The 19,512-nt window shown below is 63.0% G+C and carries 21 protein-coding genes and 1 pseudogene; 17 read left to right on the forward strand and 5 right to left on the reverse strand.

All coding sequences use genetic code 11. From position 1 onward, the window contains the following. Positions 1-209: 209 nt before the first annotated feature. Positions 210-2,693, forward strand: a complete 2,484-nt coding sequence (locus tag ABI660_RS05675; protein WP_348065835.1) for a membrane-bound PQQ-dependent dehydrogenase, glucose/quinate/shikimate family — start codon at positions 210-212, stop codon at positions 2,691-2,693. Positions 2,694-2,784: 91 nt separating this feature from the next. On the opposite strand, the gene ABI660_RS05680 is transcribed toward ABI660_RS05675, so the two are convergent. Then, positions 2,785-3,108 carry a low molecular weight protein tyrosine phosphatase family protein gene (locus ABI660_RS05680; protein ID WP_348065837.1) on the reverse strand — a complete coding sequence of 108 codons (324 nt, stop codon included), beginning with the start codon at positions 3,106-3,108 and terminating at the stop codon, positions 2,785-2,787. A 141-nt stretch (positions 3,109-3,249) separates the two neighbouring features. Between ABI660_RS05680 and ABI660_RS05685 the strand changes: the two genes are divergently transcribed. The 10 genes and pseudogenes from ABI660_RS05685 to ABI660_RS05730 all read left to right on the forward strand — a co-directional run bounded on the left by ABI660_RS05685 (position 3,250) and on the right by ABI660_RS05730 (position 11,103). After that, positions 3,250-4,116 (forward strand): MipA/OmpV family protein, encoded by an 867-nt coding sequence (locus ABI660_RS05685; protein WP_348065839.1) that lies wholly within the window; start codon positions 3,250-3,252, stop codon positions 4,114-4,116. A gap of 21 nt (positions 4,117-4,137) precedes the next feature. After that, positions 4,138-4,834 (forward strand): annotated as a pseudogene (locus ABI660_RS05690) (amino acid racemase). Positions 4,835-4,918: 84 nt separating this feature from the next. After that, on the forward strand, positions 4,919-5,278 hold the full coding sequence (locus ABI660_RS05695) for a hypothetical protein (protein ID WP_348065841.1): 360 nt from the start codon (positions 4,919-4,921) through the stop codon (positions 5,276-5,278). 8 nt (positions 5,279-5,286) lie between these two features. After that, a complete protein-coding gene (locus tag ABI660_RS05700) occupies positions 5,287-5,706 on the forward strand; it encodes a hypothetical protein (protein WP_348065843.1) in 420 nt (139 codons plus the stop codon). Between the two features lie 188 nt (positions 5,707-5,894). Continuing rightward, positions 5,895-6,410, forward strand: a complete 516-nt coding sequence (locus tag ABI660_RS05705) for a GNAT family N-acetyltransferase (protein ID WP_348065845.1) — start codon at positions 5,895-5,897, stop codon at positions 6,408-6,410. Between the two features lie 445 nt (positions 6,411-6,855). Continuing rightward, positions 6,856-7,179, forward strand: coding sequence for a hypothetical protein (locus ABI660_RS05710; RefSeq protein ID WP_348065847.1), 324 nt, complete (start codon positions 6,856-6,858; stop codon positions 7,177-7,179). A gap of 313 nt (positions 7,180-7,492) precedes the next feature. Continuing rightward, entirely contained in the window at positions 7,493-8,197 is a 705-nt protein-coding gene (locus ABI660_RS05715; protein ID WP_348065849.1) for a phenylalanine--tRNA ligase beta subunit-related protein, read from the forward strand. A gap of 129 nt (positions 8,198-8,326) precedes the next feature. After that, positions 8,327-9,310, forward strand: a complete 984-nt coding sequence (locus ABI660_RS05720; RefSeq protein ID WP_348065851.1) for a hypothetical protein — start codon at positions 8,327-8,329, stop codon at positions 9,308-9,310. Between the two features lie 252 nt (positions 9,311-9,562). Beyond that, on the forward strand, positions 9,563-10,012 hold the full coding sequence (locus tag ABI660_RS05725; RefSeq protein WP_348065852.1) for a hypothetical protein: 450 nt from the start codon (positions 9,563-9,565) through the stop codon (positions 10,010-10,012). A gap of 206 nt (positions 10,013-10,218) precedes the next feature. Further along, positions 10,219-11,103 carry an NmrA family NAD(P)-binding protein gene (locus ABI660_RS05730; RefSeq protein WP_348065854.1) on the forward strand — a complete coding sequence of 295 codons (885 nt, stop codon included), beginning with the start codon at positions 10,219-10,221 and terminating at the stop codon, positions 11,101-11,103. Between the two features lie 20 nt (positions 11,104-11,123). Here the strand turns inward: ABI660_RS05730 and ABI660_RS05735 are convergent, their stop codons facing one another. Further along, a complete protein-coding gene (locus ABI660_RS05735) occupies positions 11,124-11,693 on the reverse strand; it encodes a DUF1439 domain-containing protein (RefSeq protein WP_348065856.1) in 570 nt (189 codons plus the stop codon). 163 nt (positions 11,694-11,856) lie between these two features. Between ABI660_RS05735 and ABI660_RS05740 the strand changes: the two genes are divergently transcribed. Beyond that, positions 11,857-12,291, forward strand: a complete 435-nt coding sequence (locus ABI660_RS05740) for a hypothetical protein (RefSeq protein ID WP_348065858.1) — start codon at positions 11,857-11,859, stop codon at positions 12,289-12,291. A gap of 21 nt (positions 12,292-12,312) precedes the next feature. On the opposite strand, the gene ABI660_RS05745 is transcribed toward ABI660_RS05740, so the two are convergent. Next, the gene (locus tag ABI660_RS05745) at positions 12,313-12,564 is read right to left on the reverse strand and encodes a hypothetical protein (RefSeq protein WP_348065860.1); all 252 of its coding nucleotides are present in this window, start codon (positions 12,562-12,564) and stop codon (positions 12,313-12,315) included. Positions 12,565-12,724: 160 nt separating this feature from the next. On the opposite strand from ABI660_RS05745, the gene ABI660_RS05750 reads away from it, so the two are divergent. The 5 genes from ABI660_RS05750 (at position 12,725) to ABI660_RS05770 (ending at position 17,174) form a co-directional block, all read left to right on the forward strand. After that, on the forward strand, positions 12,725-13,855 hold the full coding sequence (locus ABI660_RS05750) for a Fic family protein (protein WP_348065862.1): 1,131 nt from the start codon (positions 12,725-12,727) through the stop codon (positions 13,853-13,855). A gap of 114 nt (positions 13,856-13,969) precedes the next feature. Further along, positions 13,970-14,377, forward strand: a complete 408-nt coding sequence (locus tag ABI660_RS05755) for a MerR family transcriptional regulator (RefSeq protein WP_348065864.1) — start codon at positions 13,970-13,972, stop codon at positions 14,375-14,377. Positions 14,378-14,429: 52 nt separating this feature from the next. Continuing rightward, the gene (locus ABI660_RS05760) at positions 14,430-15,428 is read left to right on the forward strand and encodes an aldo/keto reductase (protein WP_348065866.1); all 999 of its coding nucleotides are present in this window, start codon (positions 14,430-14,432) and stop codon (positions 15,426-15,428) included. Between the two features lie 52 nt (positions 15,429-15,480). Then, positions 15,481-16,407, forward strand: a complete 927-nt coding sequence (locus ABI660_RS05765) for an AraC family transcriptional regulator (RefSeq protein ID WP_348065868.1) — start codon at positions 15,481-15,483, stop codon at positions 16,405-16,407. Between the two features lie 68 nt (positions 16,408-16,475). After that, complete coding sequence (locus ABI660_RS05770; RefSeq protein ID WP_348065870.1) at positions 16,476-17,174, forward strand: phenylalanine--tRNA ligase beta subunit-related protein; 699 nt, start codon at positions 16,476-16,478, stop codon at positions 17,172-17,174. Between the two features lie 139 nt (positions 17,175-17,313). On the opposite strand, the gene ABI660_RS05775 is transcribed toward ABI660_RS05770, so the two are convergent. Then, positions 17,314-18,231 carry a hypothetical protein gene (locus tag ABI660_RS05775; RefSeq protein ID WP_348065872.1) on the reverse strand — a complete coding sequence of 306 codons (918 nt, stop codon included), beginning with the start codon at positions 18,229-18,231 and terminating at the stop codon, positions 17,314-17,316. A gap of 313 nt (positions 18,232-18,544) precedes the next feature. After that, complete coding sequence (locus tag ABI660_RS05780) at positions 18,545-19,285, reverse strand: tRNA-uridine aminocarboxypropyltransferase (RefSeq protein WP_348065874.1); 741 nt, start codon at positions 19,283-19,285, stop codon at positions 18,545-18,547. Between the last annotated feature and the right edge of the window lie 227 nt (positions 19,286-19,512).

Below are 19,512 nucleotides of genomic sequence, written 5' to 3' on the forward strand. Positions count from 1 at the left end.
CCGCGCCAAAACCCTGCCTCATGCAGCGTCCTACACCGGCGCCAGCCAAACACTGACTCGCCGGCCAAGCGGGCGCCTTTAGGGTTGCCTGTTCAGCGGCTGGCACCCGTGTGCCCGTTCACCGGAGCCCGCGGGGCTCCACCTCTTGAGGAGACATTGTGCAAACCCCAGGCGCGCAACCCCCCCGGCAACGTCGCTCTCGTTCTGTCATGGTTCTGGTGTTGGGCCTGTTGCTGGTGCTCATTGGCCTGGCCGTGGGCCTGGCGGGTCTCTGGCTCGCTCTGCTTGATGGCTCGGGGTATTACGTGCCGGCCGGCATTGGTTTCCTGCTGACCGGCGTGCTGCTGTTGCGGCGCCAGCCGGCAGCGCTTTGGATCTACGCCGCACTGGTGCTCGCCACGGTGGGCTGGTCGCTGTGGGAGGCCGGGCTGGACTGGTGGCCGCTGGCCGCGCGCGGCGACGTGCTGTTTCTTCTGGGCCTGCTGCTGCTTTTGCCGCAGGTAAAGCGCAGCCTGGATGCGGGCTCGCCTTACTACGACCTGGACCGCTGGGACGGCCACCCTCCCGCGCCCGCGCTCCACGGCGGCGGCCATGCCCTGGCGGTGGCGCTCGCCTTGTTCGCCCTGGTGGGGGTGGCTTCATGGTTTCATGATGCACACCGGATCGAGCGCACGGTGGCGGCGCCCGCCAGCATGGCAGAGCCGGGTGCCGCTGCCGACGGTACGCCGCCTGGCGAATGGCACGCTTATGGTCGCACCGGCCACGGGCAACGGTATTCCCCGCTCGGGAACATCACCCCGGCCAATGTCGCCGGGCTGCAGCCGGCCTGGCAATACCGCACGGGCGATATGCGCGGCCAGCCCGGGGACCCGGCGGAAACCACCTTCCAGGTCACGCCGCTCAAAGTCGGCAACCGCTTGTTCCTGTGCACACCGCACCAGTCGGTGATTGCGCTGGACGCCACCACCGGCGCCGAAGTCTGGCGCTACAACCCGCAGATCCAGGACAAGCTGGCGCTGCAGCACCTGACCTGCCGCGGCCTGTCCTACCAGGCGGCGTCTCCCCCACTCGCGGCACCGGCCGCGAGGCAGCCACCGGTTGCCGCAGCACAGGCGCTGTCCCATCGCCCTGGCCTGCCTGTGGCCGCTACCGCGGCAGTCCCCACCACGGCCAGCTGCCCGGGCAAATTGTTCATGCCCACTGCCGACGGCCGCCTCATTGCGCTCAACCCCGACAGCGGCGCGGTGTGCAGCAGCTTTGGCGGCGGCAGCGGCCAGATTGACCTGTGGGCCCATATGCCCAACGTCAAGCCCGGCGCGTATTACTCCACCTCACCGCCGGTGGTGGCGCGCGGGCTCATCATCGTCGGCGGCACCGTGCTCGACAACGTCTCGACCCAGGAGCAGTCGGGCGTGATTCGCGCCTTCGACGTGAACACCGGCGCGCTGGTGTGGAACTGGGATTCCGCCAACCCCGAGGCCACCGCACCGCTCGCACCCGGCCAGACCTACACGCCCAACTCGCCGAACAGCTGGTCCATCTCCAGCGTGGACGAAGCCCTGGGCCTGCTCTATGTGCCGCTTGGCAACCAGCCGCCCGACCAGTGGGGCGGCCGGCGCAGCGCGGCCGTCGAAAAATATTCCTCCTCCGTGGTGGCGCTCGAGCTCGCCACCGGCCGCGTGCGCTGGCACTTCCAGACCGTGCACCACGACCTGTGGGACTACGACGTGCCGGCCCAACCTACCCTGATAGATCTGCGCCTGGGCGGCGCCGTGGTGCCGGCGCTGGTGCAGCCCACCAAGCAGGGCGAGCTGTTTGTGCTGGACCGGCGCAGCGGCACGCCCCTGCTGCCCGTAACCGAATATCCGGTGCCGCAGGGCGCTGCCGCGGGCGACCGAACGGCCCCTACCCAGCCGCGCTCTGCCCTGAGCTTTGACCCCAAGCCGCTGACCGACCGCGACATGTGGGGCGCGACGATGTTCGACCAGCTGTATTGCCGCATTGCCTTCAAGCGCCTGCGCTACGAAGGCCGCTACACACCGCCTTCAACGCAGGGCAGTTTGATCTACCCCGGCAACTTCGGCGTCTTCAACTGGGGCGGCGTGGCGGTGGACCCGCAGCGCCAAATGGTGTTTGCCACGCCGACCAAGCTCGCGTTTGTCTCCACGCTGATTCCCCGCCCGGACGACACCTCGCTGCTGGTGCAGGGCAAGCCGCGCCCGAACGACGTCCTGCCTTCCCTCAATGAAAACTTCGGCGCACCGTTTGCCGTCAAGCTCAGCGCCTTCACCTCGCCGCTGGGCATTCCCTGCCAGGCGCCGCCCTGGGGGTATGTGGCGGGCGCAGACCTGCGCAGCGGTAGCGTTGTCTGGCAGCATAAAAACGGCACTGTGCGTGACCTCGCCCCGGTGCCCCTGCCTTTCACGATGGGCGTGCCTAATCTTGGCGGGCCGCTCATGACGGCGGGCGGTGTGGCTTTTCTTTCCGGCACGCTGGACGACTACGTGCGCGCCTACGACGTCAGCAACGGCAAAGAGCTGTGGCGCAGCCGCCTGCCCGCCGGTGGCCAGGCCACGCCCATGACTTACACCGGTGCTGACGGCCGGCAGTATGTGCTGGTGGTGGCCGGCGGCCACGGTTCGCTGGGCACCAAAGCCGGCGACCATGTGCTGGCGTATGCGCTGCCGCAGTGAGCGGCGGGGCTGGATAGCTTGGTAGGCAAATCGCTCAATTGCCCTTATTTGTCGGGCATTTTCAGCTATGAAAAATAGAGCGTTTGCCGATTCAGGTCAGGTGCGGCGCGACCCGTTTTCCCAGCAGGGCCACCAGCTCGGGCTGCATGAAGGCGTAGTTGTCCGGGATATCCAGGCAGACCAGCTTTTTCCCCTTGAGCTGCTGTTTGAATTTCTGGCCAAGCTTGCTGCGATGCGAGCGCTCCATCACGAAGATCACATCGGCCCAGTAGACTTGCTCAGCTTCCAGCGGCGTCTCGGCATCGGGCGCGAGGCCGGCGGAGTCTGTTTCCACATCTGGCCAGTCCGCAAACAGCTGCTCGGCCGTGGGGCTGCGCAGCCGGTTGCGGCTGCATATGAAGAGTAAACGGCGCATCGCCCGCAATCATAGGCCTCAGGTCTGACGGGCTGCCGCGCCAGTCTGCGCCTTCAGTGGCATTTTTTTACGCTGTTAGTGCGCGCCAGGGTTTATCCTGCGGCTGTTCGTTCCAGTGTTCTGTCCCGTAGGGAGTTCATTTTGAAAGTTCAACACCTTGCCTGTTGCGGCCTGACCGCCATGCTGCTGCTGGCCATGTCGCCCACCGTTCTGGCACAGATCCAGGGCGTGGCTGACGAGTCCACCGCAGGCACCACGCAGCTGCCGCTGTGGGAAATCGGCCTGGTCGGCCTGGGCATGTCGCAGCAGGCTTACCCGGGCGCTTCGCAGCAGGTCGGCCGCGGGCTGGCCTTGCCTTATCTGATCTACCGCGGCAAGTTTTTGCGCGCCGACCGGGAGGGGCTGGGCATACGCACTCTCAATACGCCACGCTTCGAGTTCGATATCGGCCTTGCCGCTGCTTTTGGTGCGCCTTCGGATGAGGTCGATGCGCGCCGCGGCATGCCGGATCTGGGCACGCTGGTTGAGTTCGGCCCGCGCCTCAAGTGGCACCTGGGCCAGGGGCCGGCCGGCAGCAGCACGCGCGCCGAGTTTGCGCTGCGCGGCGTGTTTGACCTTGATGACAGGCTCAGCCACAAGGGCATCTCCTTCGAGCCGCGGCTGATCCACGAGTGGCGCGGCAGCGGCGGCTGGCGCTACAACGCCAGCGTGGGTGCGGTGCTGGGCAACCGGCGCCTGGCCGACACTTTTTACGGCGTGGCCCCCGCGTATGCCACGGCCGACCGACCGGCCTACACGGCCGAAAGCGGCCTGATTGCCTGGCGCCTGGGCGCCGGGGTGTCGCGCGAGCTCACACCCCATCTGCGCATCTTCGGTTTTTTTCACCTCGACACCGTGGCCGGCGCCGCCAACCGGGCCAGCCCGCTGGTGCAGCAGACCCTGGGCGGCAGTGTGGGCCTTGGCCTGACTTACACCTTTGCCCGATCATCCACGCTGGTGCTTGATTAGATTCAAAGGGTAGCCATCGCCATGCCTCAACACATCGGAATTGTCGGCTGCTCCGCAGAAGGCGCAGCGCTTTGTTACCGCACCATCTGTGCCGAAGGCGCGCAGCTTCTCGGCCCGCACGCGCACCCCGAAATCTCCATGCACACGCCATCGCTTGCCGAGTACGTGGACTGCCTGGACCGCGGCGACATGAAAGGCGTCGGCGAGCTGATGCTCGCCTCTGCCTACAAGCTCACTGCCATCGGGGCTGACTTCCTGATCTGCCCCGACAACACCATCCATCAGGCGTTTGACTATGTCGCGCCGCGTTCACCGCTGCCCTGGCTGCATATTGCCGACGTGGTGGCCGACGAAGCCGTGCGGCGCGGCTTTCGCCGCATGGGCATCACCGGCACCCGCTGGCTGGCTGGTCGGCAGTGAGGTCTATCCCGAAAAATTCAGCGCGCGCGGCCTCCAGTACCTGCGCCCCAGTGACGCAGAGCGCGACGAACTGGGCCGCATCATCATGGACGAGCTGGTCTGCGGCATCACCACGCCCGAGGCCGTGGCCACTTTCCAGCGCGTGATTGAACAAATGAAAAGCGAAGGCTGCGACGCGGTGGTCCTCGGCTGCACCGAGATCCCGCTCATCATCAACGACGCCAACTCCCCGTTGCCCACGCTGGACTCCACGCGGCTGCTGGCGCGCGCGGCGTTGCAGCGAGCGGTGAGCGCCTGAGCAGATGCATTGAAAGCTGTCGTTCAGGCCAACGCAGCTTGGGCCGGATACATTACGGGAAACAAAAAAGGGAGGAACCGACCCATGAGAGCCTGCACCATCAGCCCGCCTGAGCGCCGAAAACAAGTCAGCCTTGTAGGCAACGACTTGCTCAGGCACTACGGCAAGAAGCCTTACTACTCCGTCGAGGAGGTAAAAAACGCCAACCGCCGGCAAGGCATCAAGGCCGACTTCGGTTGCTGGTCGCATGCCACATTCAATACGCATGAAGACTTTGACAGTTACCACGAGTCCATCGGCGAAAGCTGCGACTACCTGAGCATGAAGGGCGACATGTTGTCCTCTGTCAGCGCTGGTGGCGATACCTCCTGGTTTGACCTGGACCTCTCGTGGCTGCAATTTCCCGATATCGACTTGTCGGCCTTCGACTTCTTTGACATCTGAGACCACACATGGACACTCCCGCCCGCCATCTCATCTTCCACGGCGCCATCGTGCTCCTGTTCGGCCTGCTCTGCGGCGGCCCGTATGCAGGCGCCATCAAGCGCCAGGCTGCTGCGAACATCGTTCACTCCTGGAGGGTGGCCCATGCCAGTCTGCCCATGGGCGCAACCGTGATGCTCGCCGTCGGCGCGCTGCTGTCGCACCTGGCGGGTGGCGCGGCCCTGCAATGGTTTATTGCCGTTTCCCTGATCGTTTCATCCTATGCTTTCTGCTTCGCACTGCCCCTGGCTGCCATCACCGGCCATCGCGGCCTGTCATCAGGTGGGCCGCTGTCAGCGCGGCTGGTGTTTGCAGGCAATGTGCTCGGTGCGTGGACATCGGGGCTGGCCGCTGCTGCGCTGGTGTATGCGGCGTATGTTTCGTTGTAGGCAATGGCGGATCCGACCCTCTTGCCGTACCTGCCTTACTACCTCTGGCGGACACGGCGCGCGTATGGCCTCCTCATGCTGGTTGGCTTTGTTGCGCTCTACTTTCTTGGTTACCTTGCTCGGCTGGCCATTTATGCTGCTGGCTGACTTTCTGATACGGGCGCACCGATGCCCACCACAGGCACTCCATGCGAATTGAACCAGCCTCCAAAGCACACCATGAGTCGCTCATAGACTTGCTGTGCGAACTACACGCCTATTACAACGAGGGTTCCGTGGCCTCGCGGGAAATCGTTCGTGAACATCTGCTCGAGAACCTCTTGGGCGCTCGGTCGCCTCACCGTTTGGTAGTGGCTGTCTCGAGCAGCGGCACGGTGGCGGGTTTGGCAGCCATCACACTGGCCTATTCACTCGTCGAGCCTGCGCCAGAAAAGCGCAAGCATTGCCAGTTGAAAGAACTTTATGTGCTGTCGTCGGAGAGAAGTAAGGGGGTCGGGGCAGCACTCATGTCGGGGGTCGCCCAGTTCGCGCTGGAAAATGGTTGCCATCGCATCGACTGGCCGGTCAAAGCCTCCAACCTGCGGGGCATCGCGTTTTACGAAGGTCTTGGTGGTGAGCGCGTTGTAGAGCGGCTCAGCTACAGGATCACCGAACCGGGTATCAGCAAGCTTGTCGATTTGGGAAATAAAACAAATGGCGTCTAACGGCGACCATGAAAGAACTTTTCGCGCGGAGTCTCGGAGAACTGCTCGGAAGGTGAGAAGTCGAGGCGTTTAACTTGCCAGCCTTGGGCCGCCATCGCAGCGGCTTCGCCACAAACCCAATCACCAGACCCTTGACTGTCACGGTGATGCTGCCCGGCTCCAACCTCAGACCGTCGGCCAGCATCAGGTCTTTGGGTTCCAGGCTGCGCAGCACCACTTCCTGCAGCGTCTGGCTGGCGAGCGTTGGACCGTAGGCTTTGCGGCAGACCGGCCAGGCGCAGTGTGCCGAAGCGCAGTTGGTGCGCACGCATTGTGACCACGGCCGCGCGGGCACACCTTGTAACCTGGGACACGTCCTTGCCACAAGTACGACACACCCGCGATACCGGGCGCGCGTTGAATGGAGTGGTCTCGCCGCCATGCCGGCGAGTGTCAGGAGGCATTGATGAACACGATGAAAACCACGTTGCTGCTTCTGGCTGCCGCAGCCCTGTCCGGCTGCGCGGTCTACCCGTCAGCGCCCATCTACGAAACCTATTCCGCGGTGCCTTATGGGGTGGTGCAGCCCACCTATATTTATGGTGGCGCCGTGTACTCCTACGGCGGCTACCGCGCTTATCCGCGGGGCTATCACCGGCCAGCGCCCCACGCCGCCCCGCACTACGCCCCTTCGCCCGATGCGGATGTGCCGCACCGGGACCATGGCGCGCGCGAACACCTCCACGAGCGCCTGCGCGAGGGGCCGCGCCTGCCGCATCACCGCTGGTAGATTTCCGCTGCCTCTGACCTTTTTGTAAGCAAAATCGGCCACTAGCCCTTATCTAACGGGTGCAAGCAGCTATCAAAACAGAAGCGTATGGCTTATGCCACGGTTCGCTGCGCCGCAAAAGCGCTGTCATCATCGGGCAGGCCTAGTCACCACCATGCATCGGGAAGTCGCCAATACTCCCTGCTTCCCCGGTGCGCGTCTGCACATGGATTGAGCAAGCGAATCGAGCGGTTTTTTTGCCAATGAGGCCGGTCCAGAAAAAGGAGGACACTCCAGCCTGGTTCTTCATTGCAGCAAAAAGGCCATTCAGCGCATGTTTTTCAGCCATTCCATCGACATCTGGGAGCGCCACCCCGAGCTGGTACCGGGTGCACTTTTTGTCCAGGGCATCCACAAGAAAGCGTCGGTGGGCGCGCAGGTCGAACGGCTCAGCGCCATGGCCACCGCCCGGCTGGCCAACCACACCGAAAGCGAGCTGCCGGAAATTCAGGCCTGGCGTGCGGTGTTCGCCAAGATGGGGCTCAAACCCACCAAGTACCGCTGCGCGTCCGAGGCACTGCTGCGCCGCCTGCGCAAGGAAAACGAGCTGCCGCGGCTCCACCCCCTGGTGGATCTGTGCAACGCCGTCTCGGCCGCCTTTGCTATTCCGGTGGCCGTGTTCGACGTGGCCAAAATCAGCGGTGACCTGGAAGTGCGCTTTGCCACCGGCACCGAAACCTACGAAACCTTTTCCGGCGAGGTCGAGCACCCCGAGGTGGGCGAAGTCATTTTTGCCGACCAGAGCGGCAAGGCCCATGCACGGCGCTGGACCAACCGGCAAAGCAGCCGCTCGGCCGTCAGCGCAAGCACCACGTCGGCCCTGATCGTCGCCGAAGCCCTGCATGACATGGCATCGCAAGACATGCGCACGTTGATGGCGGCGCTCATGCACGAAGTAGCCGCCGCCTGGCCCGAAGCCCTGTCCAAGGCACGCGTGCTGACCCGGTCAAAAGCGCGCTTCGAGTTTCCGGCTGCATAAGTGGGGCGCTGAAAGTTGAGCGTTCGTTCATCGTGACGGGCGGCTGTCTGCGGTCCATGCAAATCTCGTTGCGTTCGCGCGGGCCCCATGACCGCCGAACAGATATTGTTATTTCATGAAAGATAAAACATGCCAGCACTGACCGTTCAGGGATTGGTTGGGTGGAGCCGGATGGCTGAATTCTGGAAAGAAATCTTCCAGGTCAATGCAGGTTTCAAGTTGGCCGCTTCGTCACTGCGCACAGTCGTCGACGCCTTGGCTCAAGGAGGGCCAGGACTTGAAGCCAGCCTTCAAGAGGCGCTGGACAATCTTCCAGTCATCAAAGCGAGAAAATACAAGACCGCACTGCAGATGCTGCTCGACGACTATCCCACCGTTTGCTACATCGGTATAGAAACTTTCACGACTTCGTCCACCCAGAAGCCGCAACCTGCATCAACACAGGCGGCTCCGGTTCCCATCAACCGGAGGATCCATTACACCAGCGCGGAGTTCAAAGCCAGGGCCAGGGTGTACTGCATCGTGGGCCACGCCGCTCCAGCACCTTTTGAACTCGGTTTCATCCAGCATTGCACAAGCAAATCTGACGTCGCTCAATACACCAACGGAGCCAGGATGCGGGATCACTGCACTGCGGCAATGCCCGTTGGTGACAGTGCCGGACCGCAGCATGCGCCTTTTTATTTTCAGGGCATAAGCCACGGGTGCGTCGCCGCGGCTTACCTGCAGCTGGTAGCCGGGGAGTCCACCCTTGATCTTGAAGTCGGGGACTACTTCAATAACAACTTCCATTTTTTTCATCCGAAGCCGGCGCTGGCGAACAATGTCAACGCAGCCAGCAGCCTCACCAGCATTCACCGCGATCAGGCCTTCACACTTTGGCTCACGCGCCGGAAAGGCAACGCGGAGCGGCATCTCAAGCAGGTCACTTACCGGATACTTGTAGATGTGACCGTCGGCAATGCAGTGAGGACGACCTCGTCCGCCAGGGACATCGTCGTTACCGTACCGGCTTTCAACGCGGTGCGACCGGCAGTGACGAGTCCAACCATGAATAATTTGAGCCAGTGGCAGTATTGCGCGCCCGCTGCCGTTAATTGGATCAATGTGTAGGCCTGAGCGCTGAAGGCTTCACAAGCCGTTGCCATCCGGGCCATCCGTCTGCATTCTTTTGGACATCTGTTTGTGGCCGCGCAGGCGCGCTGACGTGTCTTCCACAGCACCAGCTGAAAGACACACATGTAAAGCGCGCACACTGTCTTGAAACAGCATGTGTGTTGTGTCCCCGGCAGGCCTTCGTGAGACGTTGAACATTGGATCATCATGATTTTCAGTGGTCACAACACGCTTATTCGAAGGACTCTCATGAACAAATTACTCGCCACCCTGATCGCCACCCTGGTTACCGGCGCCGCGTTTGCGCAAGTCACCGCACCTGCTGTGCCTGCCACACCTGCCGTTCCGGCTACCGCAGCCACCGTGAAAGCAGAAGTCAAGGCCGACAAGGCGGTGGGCGCTGCGGTAAAAAGCGAAGCCAAGGTGGATGCCAAGGCCGACGCCAAGGTTGAAAAGGCAGAAATGAAAGCTGATGCAAAGAAAGCCAAGGCTGCCGCCAAAGCTGACAAGGTGGATGCCAAGGCTGCTGTCAAAACCAGCAAGGCCGATGCAAAAGCCGAAAAAGCCACCATCAAGGCTGATGCCAAACTGGACACCGTCAAGACCGATGCTGCAGCCACCAAGGCCGCGGCCAATATTGAAACCAATGCTGTCAAGGCAGAAGGCAAGGCCGATGTGAAAGCGGCCGGCAGCAAGTAATTGCAGCGCAGCGGCTGTCTAACAGCTGCAAGCCAAAACAAAAAGACAGGCTTGGCCTGTCTTTTTTTCGTTTCCGGGTCTGCCCGGCCCACGTTGTCTGGGTGGGCCGGCGCATGTCAGCGGACTCCTACTTTCCTGGCTTACCGTGCCCGACACCGTGGACGGCCATTCATCCCGAGTATGAAGTTTTGCATCAGGAGATTCACATGCACATCATTCTTGGCGGAACGGGACACGTGGGGTCGGCGCTGGCCAGGCGCTTCATCGATGCGGGCGAACCGGTCACCATCGTGACCCACGACCCGCAAAAAGCGCGTCAAACCGGCACCGCGCGCAGTAGCGTGCCGCAAGGCGCGAAGGTGGCTCTGGCCGATGTTCGCGATGTAGCGGCCTTGCGCAAAGTGCTTCAGCAGGGCACGCGCCTCTTTCTGCTCAATCCGCCGGCCGCACCCGCGACCGACACGGACGCCGAAGAGAGCCACACCGCAAAGTCCATCGTCGAAGCTCTGGAAGGCACGCGGCTGCAGAAGATCGTGGCCGAGTCCACCTATGGCGCGCAGCCCGTCAACCGCGCCGGTGACCTGGGCATTCTGTACGACCTCGAAAAAGCCCTGGAGACACAGCCCGTGCCCTTCAGTGTCATACGCGCCGCCTACTACATGAGCAACTGGGACGCGGCCTTGGGCACGGCGCAAAAAGAAGGCGTAGTCGACTCCATGTACCCCGCGGACTTCAAGCTGCCCATGGTGGCGCCGCAAGACCTGGGCGAATTCGCAGCACGACTGATGACCCAGCCTGCAGGCAAAACAGGTGTTTATTACGTGGAGGGCCCTGAACTCTACAGCGCCGCAGATGTGGCTGCGGCCTTCTCAGATGCCTTGGGCAAACCGGTGGCGGTGCGCGTTACTCCGCGCGATAAATGGGAAGAAGGCTACCAAGCCATCGGCTTTTCGCCGGCGGCCGCCAGGTCCTATGCCGCGATGACCGCCATCACGCTCGACAAGCACTACACCGTGCCCGACGCACCAGTGCGCGGCCGCACCACGCTGCGGGCGTATGTGCAAGCGCTGGTGAGCCGAAAGGACGCGTAGCTGCTCCGGCGGTAATTGCGTCAGCTCACGGGCTTGTTGATAAACCCGATCACCAGCCCGCGTTCCGTCACGGTGATGCTGCCCGGCTGCACGCCCATGCTGTCGGGCAGCGCCAGCTCTTGCGGCTTGAAGGTGTGCAGCACCGCGCCCTGCAGTGCCTGCTCTGCCAGCTGCGGGCCGTAGCCTGACAGCAGCATCGACGCTTGCGGCGCCAAGCCGTCGAACTGCAGAGTGTTCACGCGCAGTGCGTGCGCGCGCACGGTCATGTCGCTGGGTTCGTAGCGCAGCGCAAAGTCCAGGTCAAAGGTGCCGGGGTAAGCGCGCCCCAGTGCGGGGCCTGCGGCTTCCACTGCCATCGTGGCACCCAGGCGATTTTTCTCAGACAGCATGCGCAGTTGCGGCACTTCGACCTGCAGATCAACCAGGCCATTGGCGCGCTTGCGCAAGGGAAAGCGCTTGGCAATCGCCTCTTGCAATTGCGCTGTGGTCACGGTGTAGCTGGGCTGGGCGTGCGCGCCAAACAGCGCCAGGTACGCGACCCCGCCCAGGGCAAAACGTGTAGAGGTGGCAAGCAGCAGTCGTCGTTTCATTCTTGTCCTTTCAGGCCTTCGGGCGCTACTTCGATAGTGCGCTTGGCCTTGCGCAGCACGTGTCATGCAAAGGCCCGGATCGAAGTCAGCATTCCACGGATGAGGTGGGCTGTTGCCAGTAGCAGCGTAAGGCCCTGATTCCTGTATGGTTGGTGTCATGCGAATGCTCACCACCCTCTTGTTGCTGTCGGCCTCCATGCTGCTCTGCGCGCAACCTGCCGCGCCGACGGCACAAGGCGAGCGCGATGCGCTGGCCCTGGCCGTCCAGTCGCAACGGGTCCTCAACGAATACGTGGTTGGGGCCATGGAGCCGGAAGCCATGAAGTACGCCCAGCGACTGAAATTAACCCAGGCCGCGCTGGACACTCAATACAAGCAGTGGCCCATGGTGACAAGCGGCCCCGACCCCTGGGATCGGTTTCGTCCCTGCAAAAACGCGCTCGAAAAAGCGTCTTATGTGGCCGCGCTTTCCGGCATGAAGGCCGTCAGCAAGCTCGACGACAAAGTGTTCAGTGTCGAGAAAAACAAGTTGCAGCAATTTCGTGCTGAATGCGATGCCGTCATCAAGCGCGAGAAGCCGGGCAGTGCTGGCCGGTAGGCGCAGGCAAGCCGTCTCGGTTTAGCGCCCCACCACCGACCAGCCTGCATGCAGGTTGCTCTTGTCGTTCTCGTATTCCCAGGCCGTGCCGCATCGGTCGCAGCGGTATTTGGTGACCGTGGCCAGGTGGCCGCCGCGCTTTTCCTGGCGGTTGGCGCCCTGCACTAGCTCCGGGTGGCCGGGGGCTTTGCGCCAGTTGCGCTGAATGCCGGCGCAGGAGTCGCAAAGCTCCATCTTCTTCAATTCATTTTGTCGATTCAGGTCTTCGGTCATGGGCTGCTTTTTGTTGAGGGAGCTTGCTGCTGGGTGTGTGGGCGTAATTGTCGCTCCATGGGGTAACTTGGACGGTTCGGCGGATCGGGTGAGCCAATTGAGCCGTATTGCGGGTATATTCGCCGTACTAAATGCGGCGAATATGCTTCATAATCCCCGCATGGTCAGGCCCCGCACCTCTCACAAGCCTCGCTACATCTGGCAGCTGCCTGACTGGCCGCAGCTGCACTTTGACCTTGCATCTCTGGCAGTGCAGCTGGCCCAGGTGCACCGGGCGCAAGGCCAGCTCATGGGGCGCATGGCCGAACTGGGCCTGGCGGAGCGAGAGCAGGCCACCCTGCAGGTGCTGACCCAAGAGGTCATCAAAACCAGCGAGATTGAAGGCGAGCGGCTCAGCCTCGACGCTGTGCGCTCGTCCATCGCCCGCAGGCTGGGTCTGGACATTGGCGCTCTGGCCCCGAGCGACCGGCATGTGGATGGTGTGGTGGATGTGGTGCTGGACGCCACGCGCAACTTTGATCAAGCGCTCACCCGCGAGCGCCTGTTTGGCTGGCATGCTGCCTTGTTTCCCACTGGCTATAGCGGCAGGGTACGCATTACCGTGGCCGCGTGGCGCAACGACGCCAGTGGCCCCATGCAAGTGGTATCGGGCCCGGTGGGCCGCGAGCGCGTGCACTTCCAGGCGCCGCCGGCCAACACCTTGCCAGCGCAAACCGAAACCTTCCTGCAGTGGTTCAACACAGCCCCGGCGGGCGACGCACTCATCAAGGCTGGCTTGGCCCATCTGTGGCTGGTGACGCTGCACCCGTTTGACGATGGCAATGGCCGTATCAGCCGTGCCGTGGGCGATATGGCGCTGGCCCGCGCAGAAGGCACCGGCCGGCGCTTCTACAGCTTTAGCGCCCAGATACAGCGAGAGCGCAAAAACTACTACAACCAGCTGGAAGCCACGCAAAAAGGCCCACTGGACGTTACGCCCTGGCTCAGCTGGTTTCTGGGTTGCCTGCTGCGCGCTGTGCAGGGTGCAGACATCACATTGGCCGGTGTGCTGGACAAGGCCCAGTTCTGGCAGCGCTGGGCGGGCACGCCCATGAACGAGCGCCAGACCAAAGTACTGAACCGCGTGTTGGACGACTTTGAAGGCAAGCTCACCAATGCCAAGTGGGCTGCCATTGGCAAATGCTCCGCTGACACAGCGCTGCGCGATATCAACACCCTGCTGGCGCGCGGCGTGTTGCGCAGGCTGGAAGGCGGGGGGCGCAGCACGGGATACGAGCTGTCTGTCAAGTAGCGCTGCCTGTCAGGCCTCAGCGTCAAACTTGAGCGGCAAGCCTTGCTGGGAGTAAACACCCCGCGCGAAACAAGGGCTTGACTTAGAGTGCGCTCGAAGTTTTACAGTCCACGCATGACCACCGCAATCCCTGTTTCACCTACCGTTTCTTTAAGCATCGCCGACGCCGCGGAAGCATCAGGGCTGAGCGCCTACACCCTGCGTTACTACGAAAAGATTGGCCTGATTGCGCCGATAGACAGGCGCAGCGGCGCACGCCGCTACAGCGACACCGACATGCGCTGGCTTGACTTTCTGGTGCGCCTGCGCGCCACAGGCATGTCGATGCGTGACATGCAGCGCTACGCCCAGTTGCTGCGCAAAGGCAACACCGCGGGCAGCCTGGCTGAACGCCAGGCCCTGCTGGAGGAGCACGCCGCGCGCCTGGAGGCCGGCCTGCGCGCCCAGAGCGAAACCCTGCAATACATCCGCAAAAAGATCGGCATGTACGAAGAACAGCGCCGCGAGCCCAAGCGCGCCTGAACCACCCAAGCCCACTTCAATTTCACACACCACTCAAAGGACAAAGAACACCATGATCAAAACCCGCACCCTCGGCCGCAACGGCCCTTCCATCTCCGCCATCGGCCTCGGCTGCATGGGCATGAGCGACTTCTACGGCAACCGCGACGACGCCGAATCCATCGCCACCATCCACCACGCGTTGGACCAGGGCCTTAACTTTCTGGACACCTCCGACATCTACGGCCCGCACACCAATGAGCTGCTGATCGGCAAGGCCATCGTCGGCCGCCGCAAAGAGGTGTTCATCGCCACCAAGTTCGGGATCATGCGCGACCCGGCCGACGAAACAGTACGCGGCGTCAATGGCCGGCCCGAGTACGTCAAGGCCAGCTGCGACGCCAGCCTCCAGCGCCTGGGCATCGAGCAAATTGACCTGTATTACCAGCACCGCGTCGACAAGACCGTGCCCATTGAAGACACCGTGGGCGCCATGGCAGAACTGGTGCGCGCCGGCAAGGTGCGCTACCTCGGCTTGTCTGAAGCATCCGCCGCCACCCTGGCCCGCGCCTGCAAGGTGCACCCCATCGCCGCATTGCAAAGCGAATACTCGCTGTGGACGCGTGACCTCGAAGCCACCGGCACCCTGGCCGCCTGCCGTGAGCACGGCGTGAGTTTGGTGCCCTATTCGCCATTGGGCCGCGGCTTTCTCACCGGTGCGTTCAGCAAACCCGAGGACCTGCCCGCCGACGACTACCGCCGCAAGTTCTCACCGCGCTTTGCCGACGACAACTTCCGCCGCAACCTCGCACTGGTCGATGCCGTCAAGCAAATGGCGGAGGCCAAAGGCGTTACCGCGTCGCAAATTGCGCTGGGCTGGGTGTTGGCCCAGGGCGACGACATCATTCCCATTCCCGGCACCAAGCGCCGCAGCTACCTTGACCAAAACATCGCCGCGCTTGACGTAACGCTGAGCGCTGCAGAACTGGCCGAACTCGACAAGGCCTTCCCGCCCGACGCGGCCGCCGGCCTGCGCTACCCCGAGTCATTTCTTGGCACCGTCAACGCCTGAAGAAAATTCGGCCCGCTGGACCCGGCGGGCCTTTTCAGGCCATCATGGCGCCATGGCTGTATTGACCCCTTCACGCGCACCGCACGCCGCCCCGCACCACCAGGGCCGCGTCTTTGGTTCGCCGTGGCCGGGGGTCTACGCCACCCACATGGAAAGCGCGCGCCACTTCGGTCGCCACTCGCACGCCGTGTATGGCGTGGGGCTGATGGAGGGCGGCGCCCAAAGCTCGGCCAGCGGGCGCGGCAATGTGGAGGCTTATGCGGGCGACGTCATCATGTGCAACCCCGGCGAAGTGCATGACGGCCGGCCGCTGGGCGGCCCCTCCCGTCGCTGGCGCATGCTCTACCTTGAGCCTGCGGTCATCGCGGCCCTGGTGGCCGATGCGCCGGACAGCGCGTTGGCGGCTGACATCGAACTCACTCGCCCTGTCGCGCACGATGCCCGCCTGCGAAGCGCGCTGCAACGCCTGCTCGGCCGCCTGCAGCAGTGGGACCATGACCATCCCGCCAATGCGAGCCGCAACAGCGCGGATGCGCTTGCGTGTGAAGAGTCGCTGGTCCAAGCCTGTGCCTTGCTGATGCACCGCCATGCCGTGTCACCTGTCTCATCTGTCACGCAATCGCAATCTTCTTCGTCTTCTTCGGCCCTTTCACCGGAGTTGCACCGCGCCCGCGACCACTTGGCCGCCGACCTGCTGGCCCCGCCCACGCTGACCGAGCTGGCGCGTACGGCCGGCCTCAGCAAGTTTCAGCTGCTGCGCCATTTTCAAAAATCTTTTGGCCTCACGCCCCATGCCTGGTTGTTGCAGCAGCGCACCGAACGGGCACGCGGCCTGATTCGCCAGGGCGCCGGGTTGGCGCAAGCCGCGGCGGCCTGCGGCTTTGCCGACCAGAGCCACATGACGCGGTTGTTTGCGCGGCAGTTTGGCTTTACGCCCGGCGCCTGGCAACAGGCCGTCGGCAAAACAACGCTGCAATAACGTTCAAGACGGCGTGCGCACGGGCCGGCATGCTGGCCGCTGTTTTACTTGAAGCAAAGCCACCGCCCATGTTCTTTCGCCATTCCCCGGCCATCTGGGCCGACTACCCCGAGCTGGTGCCCGGCGTGCTGGTTGCCAGCGGCATCACCGCCAATGCAGATGTTTCGGCGCAGGTTGCCCGCTTTAACGCCATCGCCGCCAGCCGGCTGGCCACCAGCGCCGAAGGCGAGCTGCCAGAAGTGCAGGCCTGGCGCCGCACCTTCTCCAAAATGGGCCTCAAGCCCACGCAATACCGCTGCGCGTCAGAGTCACTGCTGCGCCGCTTTCGCAAGGAAGGCGCGCTGCCGCCACTGCATCCGTTGGTAGACCTGTGCAACGCCGTGTCCATCGCCTTCGCCATTCCCATCGCCGTGTTTGACGTGGCCCATCTGGCGCAACAGCTGGAGGTGCGCTACGCCACCGGCGCCGAAAGCTACCTGACCTTCAGCGGCGAAACAGAACACCCCGAGCCGCACGAAGTCATCTTTGCCGACGCCACCCAGCCGCCGGCCGCCCATGCGCGCCGCTGGACCAACCGGCAAAGCGGCCTCTCAGCGGTCAGCGCCACCACACACAGCGTGCTCATCGTGGCCGAGGCCCAGCACGCCACCGCCGCAGACGATGTGCGCCGCCTCGTCAGCACACTCGCTGCCGAGCTGACCGTCGCTTGGCCAGCCGCGCCCGTCACCGCGGTGCTGAGCAGCAGCGCGCCGCAGTTTGATTTTTAAGAGGTCTGGGGCTGTATTTGCCTTTTTTAAACCTTTTCAGGCATAAAAATGGCCGCAGCCCAATCAAGACCTGCACGAGCAGCTATTTATTTGGTAGCAAAGGGCGACCGCTTTTCGCTTTTCTAGTACCCAGCTTCGCCTACTTGTCCGTACCGGGGAAGTACGGCGTGCCCTGCATCGCGGCCAGTGGCAGGTAAAAAGTCTTCACCGGAACCAGCGGCGCATTTCTCACCACCACCTTGCCCAGGGCCGCGGCGGCCTTGTCCTGGGCTTCTTCTTCGCTGCCTTCCTCGGCCGGGCGCTTGGCGCCGGGCACCAGTGCCGGCCGTATGCAGGCCGCGCGTATGCTTTCCAGGACTTTTTCCGGCAGCTCGTCGCGTTTGCCAAAACGGCTGCCCTCTACGTGCAGTACGTTGTCTTTCAGCGTGGCCTTCAAGTCCAGCGGCGGGTTGCCAAACGCCTGGTCATAGCCCACGGCCAGCGTGTTCGCGTCGCCGCGCCGGTACTGCATCACGCGCAGGTGCTTGGGCTGGCGGTTGGCATCCACTTCCACGTCGCCGATATAAAAGTAGCGCACCTGCGCCGCAGGCAGCGGCGGCAGCTTGTAGCTCTCAGACCAGTTGTTCTGGCCGGCCTTGAACAGCGGGCGCATCGTGGTGGGCAGCGCATCGTCGCTGGAAGTGGCAAACACGGCCGACGTTGCGTTGGAAAGCGAATAGCCATGAAAGTCAAACGCCACGCTTCCCTTCTGCTCAGCCAGCTGTTTGCCGAAAGCAGGGAAGATCGCGCCGTTTTGCCGCACCTCTTGCAGACGCACCCCGTTGCTTTCGGCCTTCCAGCGCCCGCCTGCCAGCATGTCGAGCGAGCCGCCCATGAAGGTAAAGCAGAAGGTGTTGTCGTCCAGCAGCATCAACTGCGAGCGTGTATCCACCGAGCCCTGGGTGTAGCCACCCACATAAGGCTTTTCAGCCGGGGTCACGGCGAAAGCGCTGGTGATGCAGGCGGCGGCAAGGGTCGCGACCCATGGGGCATAGCGTGAAGAATGGTGTTGTGACAAAGCAGGCCCTCCCAGGCAAAAAGAAACAGTGGCACTAATGTAAGTGCCACCCGTGATCCGGGCCTTGACCCGGGTTCATCTTGCGCGCCTGGGTTATACGAGTCACACGGCTGGTGCTATGCCGCGTTTTGTGGCGGATTTGAAGTTGCTTTGGCGATTTTTACTATCAAAAGTGCCGACAGTCCAATAGCAGTGGGCATCAATCGCTATGCATTTAATAGCGTCTCTTCAGCCAGCAGGGGCCGCGGGTCCGGCTTTGCCGGCCCCAGGCGCCGTCCCCTGCAAGGGGAGAGGGGGCTACACGCAGTGAGCCTCAACAGGGGTGAGTCAAATTTTTCAAGCGCTGGTGCGCCGCGTCGTCCGGGTCCACCGGTTGCTGCTGCTTCGCTTTTAAATAGCGGTTGGTAAACACGTCGAGGTAAGCCTCCAGCGTTTGCGCCGCATGCGCTTCACCGGCCAGTTCCAGGCAGAGCGCGCCCACCTCCGAAGTGCAAAAGTGTTCGTCGCGTTGCGAGCGGCGCAGCTTGTAGCGCGAGAGTTGCTCGCTTTGCAAACTGAGTACCGGCAATTTATCCAGGTAGGGGCTTTTGCGAAACATTTTGCGCGCCTCGGGCCAGGTTGCGTCCAGCAGCACGAACAGCGGGCGTTTGCCTTGGCTGCCATCGGCAGCGTGCACATCCGTCACCACGCGTGCGCTGTCGACAAACTCCCCAGGAAACACCAAGTAAGGCTGCCACTGCGGGTCGGCCAGCAGGGCCAGCAGCGCAGGGTCAACCTCGGTGCGCGCCCAGCCAAAAGCGAAAGTGTCGGTCACCACATCGGCAATCAGCCAGCCCGTGTTGCTGGGCTTGAGCGGCTCGATGTCGGCCATGAGCAAACAAAAACCCGCACGTACAGGCACGGCCGGGCGCAGGGCGCAAATGCAGTGGCTGGGAATCAACCGGCAGCCGGCGCAGCGCTCCCCGCGCGGGCCGCCGCGGGCCAGAAACGGCTTGGCGCTGCGCGCCAGGCGCGCGCTGCGCAGTCGTGAAACTGTGTGAGGAGCTTGGGACATAAAAAAGTCTTTGATGGCGACTTGAAAACACGGCGCTAACAGGTGCAGCTTAACGGGAGTGCAACTCCTCACTTCTGGCGCTTCGGCAAGCTTGTCGAGGGGGGTGCCCCCACAAACATGGGATGGAACAGAAACATATTGAAACACATAATACTTTCGATTAGGCCGGCCCAGAAAACGGCATCCCGCTGGCACTTCTTCCAGGTCCACCAGACGCCGTCCGTCTA

This window comes from Polaromonas sp., from assembly GCF_039930745.1.
GTDB lineage: Bacteria > Pseudomonadota > Gammaproteobacteria > Burkholderiales > Burkholderiaceae_C > Polaromonas.

Bases quoted from the DNA above. Each gene is read 5' to 3' on its own strand.
- ABI660_RS05780 (WP_348065874.1), bottom strand. From the start codon at position 19,285: ATGTCCCAAGCTCCTCACACAGTTTCACGACTGCGCAGCGCGCGCCTG.
- ABI660_RS05705 (WP_348065845.1), top strand. From the start codon at position 5,895: ATGCGAATTGAACCAGCCTCCAAAGCACACCATGAGTCGCTCATAGAC.
- ABI660_RS05675 (WP_348065835.1), top strand. From the start codon at position 210: ATGGTTCTGGTGTTGGGCCTGTTGCTGGTGCTCATTGGCCTGGCCGTG.
- ABI660_RS05770 (WP_348065870.1), top strand. From the start codon at position 16,476: ATGTTCTTTCGCCATTCCCCGGCCATCTGGGCCGACTACCCCGAGCTG.
- ABI660_RS05755 (WP_348065864.1), top strand. From the start codon at position 13,970: ATGACCACCGCAATCCCTGTTTCACCTACCGTTTCTTTAAGCATCGCC.
- ABI660_RS05740 (WP_348065858.1), top strand. From the start codon at position 11,857: ATGCTCACCACCCTCTTGTTGCTGTCGGCCTCCATGCTGCTCTGCGCG.
- ABI660_RS05760 (WP_348065866.1), top strand. From the start codon at position 14,430: ATGATCAAAACCCGCACCCTCGGCCGCAACGGCCCTTCCATCTCCGCC.
- ABI660_RS05730 (WP_348065854.1), top strand. From the start codon at position 10,219: ATGCACATCATTCTTGGCGGAACGGGACACGTGGGGTCGGCGCTGGCC.
- ABI660_RS05720 (WP_348065851.1), top strand. From the start codon at position 8,327: ATGCCAGCACTGACCGTTCAGGGATTGGTTGGGTGGAGCCGGATGGCT.
- ABI660_RS05725 (WP_348065852.1), top strand. From the start codon at position 9,563: ATGAACAAATTACTCGCCACCCTGATCGCCACCCTGGTTACCGGCGCC.
- ABI660_RS05745 (WP_348065860.1), bottom strand. From the start codon at position 12,564: ATGACCGAAGACCTGAATCGACAAAATGAATTGAAGAAGATGGAGCTT.
- ABI660_RS05695 (WP_348065841.1), top strand. From the start codon at position 4,919: ATGAGAGCCTGCACCATCAGCCCGCCTGAGCGCCGAAAACAAGTCAGC.
- ABI660_RS05710 (WP_348065847.1), top strand. From the start codon at position 6,856: ATGAACACGATGAAAACCACGTTGCTGCTTCTGGCTGCCGCAGCCCTG.
- ABI660_RS05735 (WP_348065856.1), bottom strand. From the start codon at position 11,693: ATGAAACGACGACTGCTGCTTGCCACCTCTACACGTTTTGCCCTGGGC.
- ABI660_RS05765 (WP_348065868.1), top strand. From the start codon at position 15,481: ATGGCTGTATTGACCCCTTCACGCGCACCGCACGCCGCCCCGCACCAC.
- ABI660_RS05700 (WP_348065843.1), top strand. From the start codon at position 5,287: ATGGACACTCCCGCCCGCCATCTCATCTTCCACGGCGCCATCGTGCTC.
- ABI660_RS05680 (WP_348065837.1), bottom strand. From the start codon at position 3,108: ATGCGCCGTTTACTCTTCATATGCAGCCGCAACCGGCTGCGCAGCCCC.
- ABI660_RS05715 (WP_348065849.1), top strand. From the start codon at position 7,493: ATGTTTTTCAGCCATTCCATCGACATCTGGGAGCGCCACCCCGAGCTG.
- ABI660_RS05750 (WP_348065862.1), top strand. From the start codon at position 12,725: ATGGTCAGGCCCCGCACCTCTCACAAGCCTCGCTACATCTGGCAGCTG.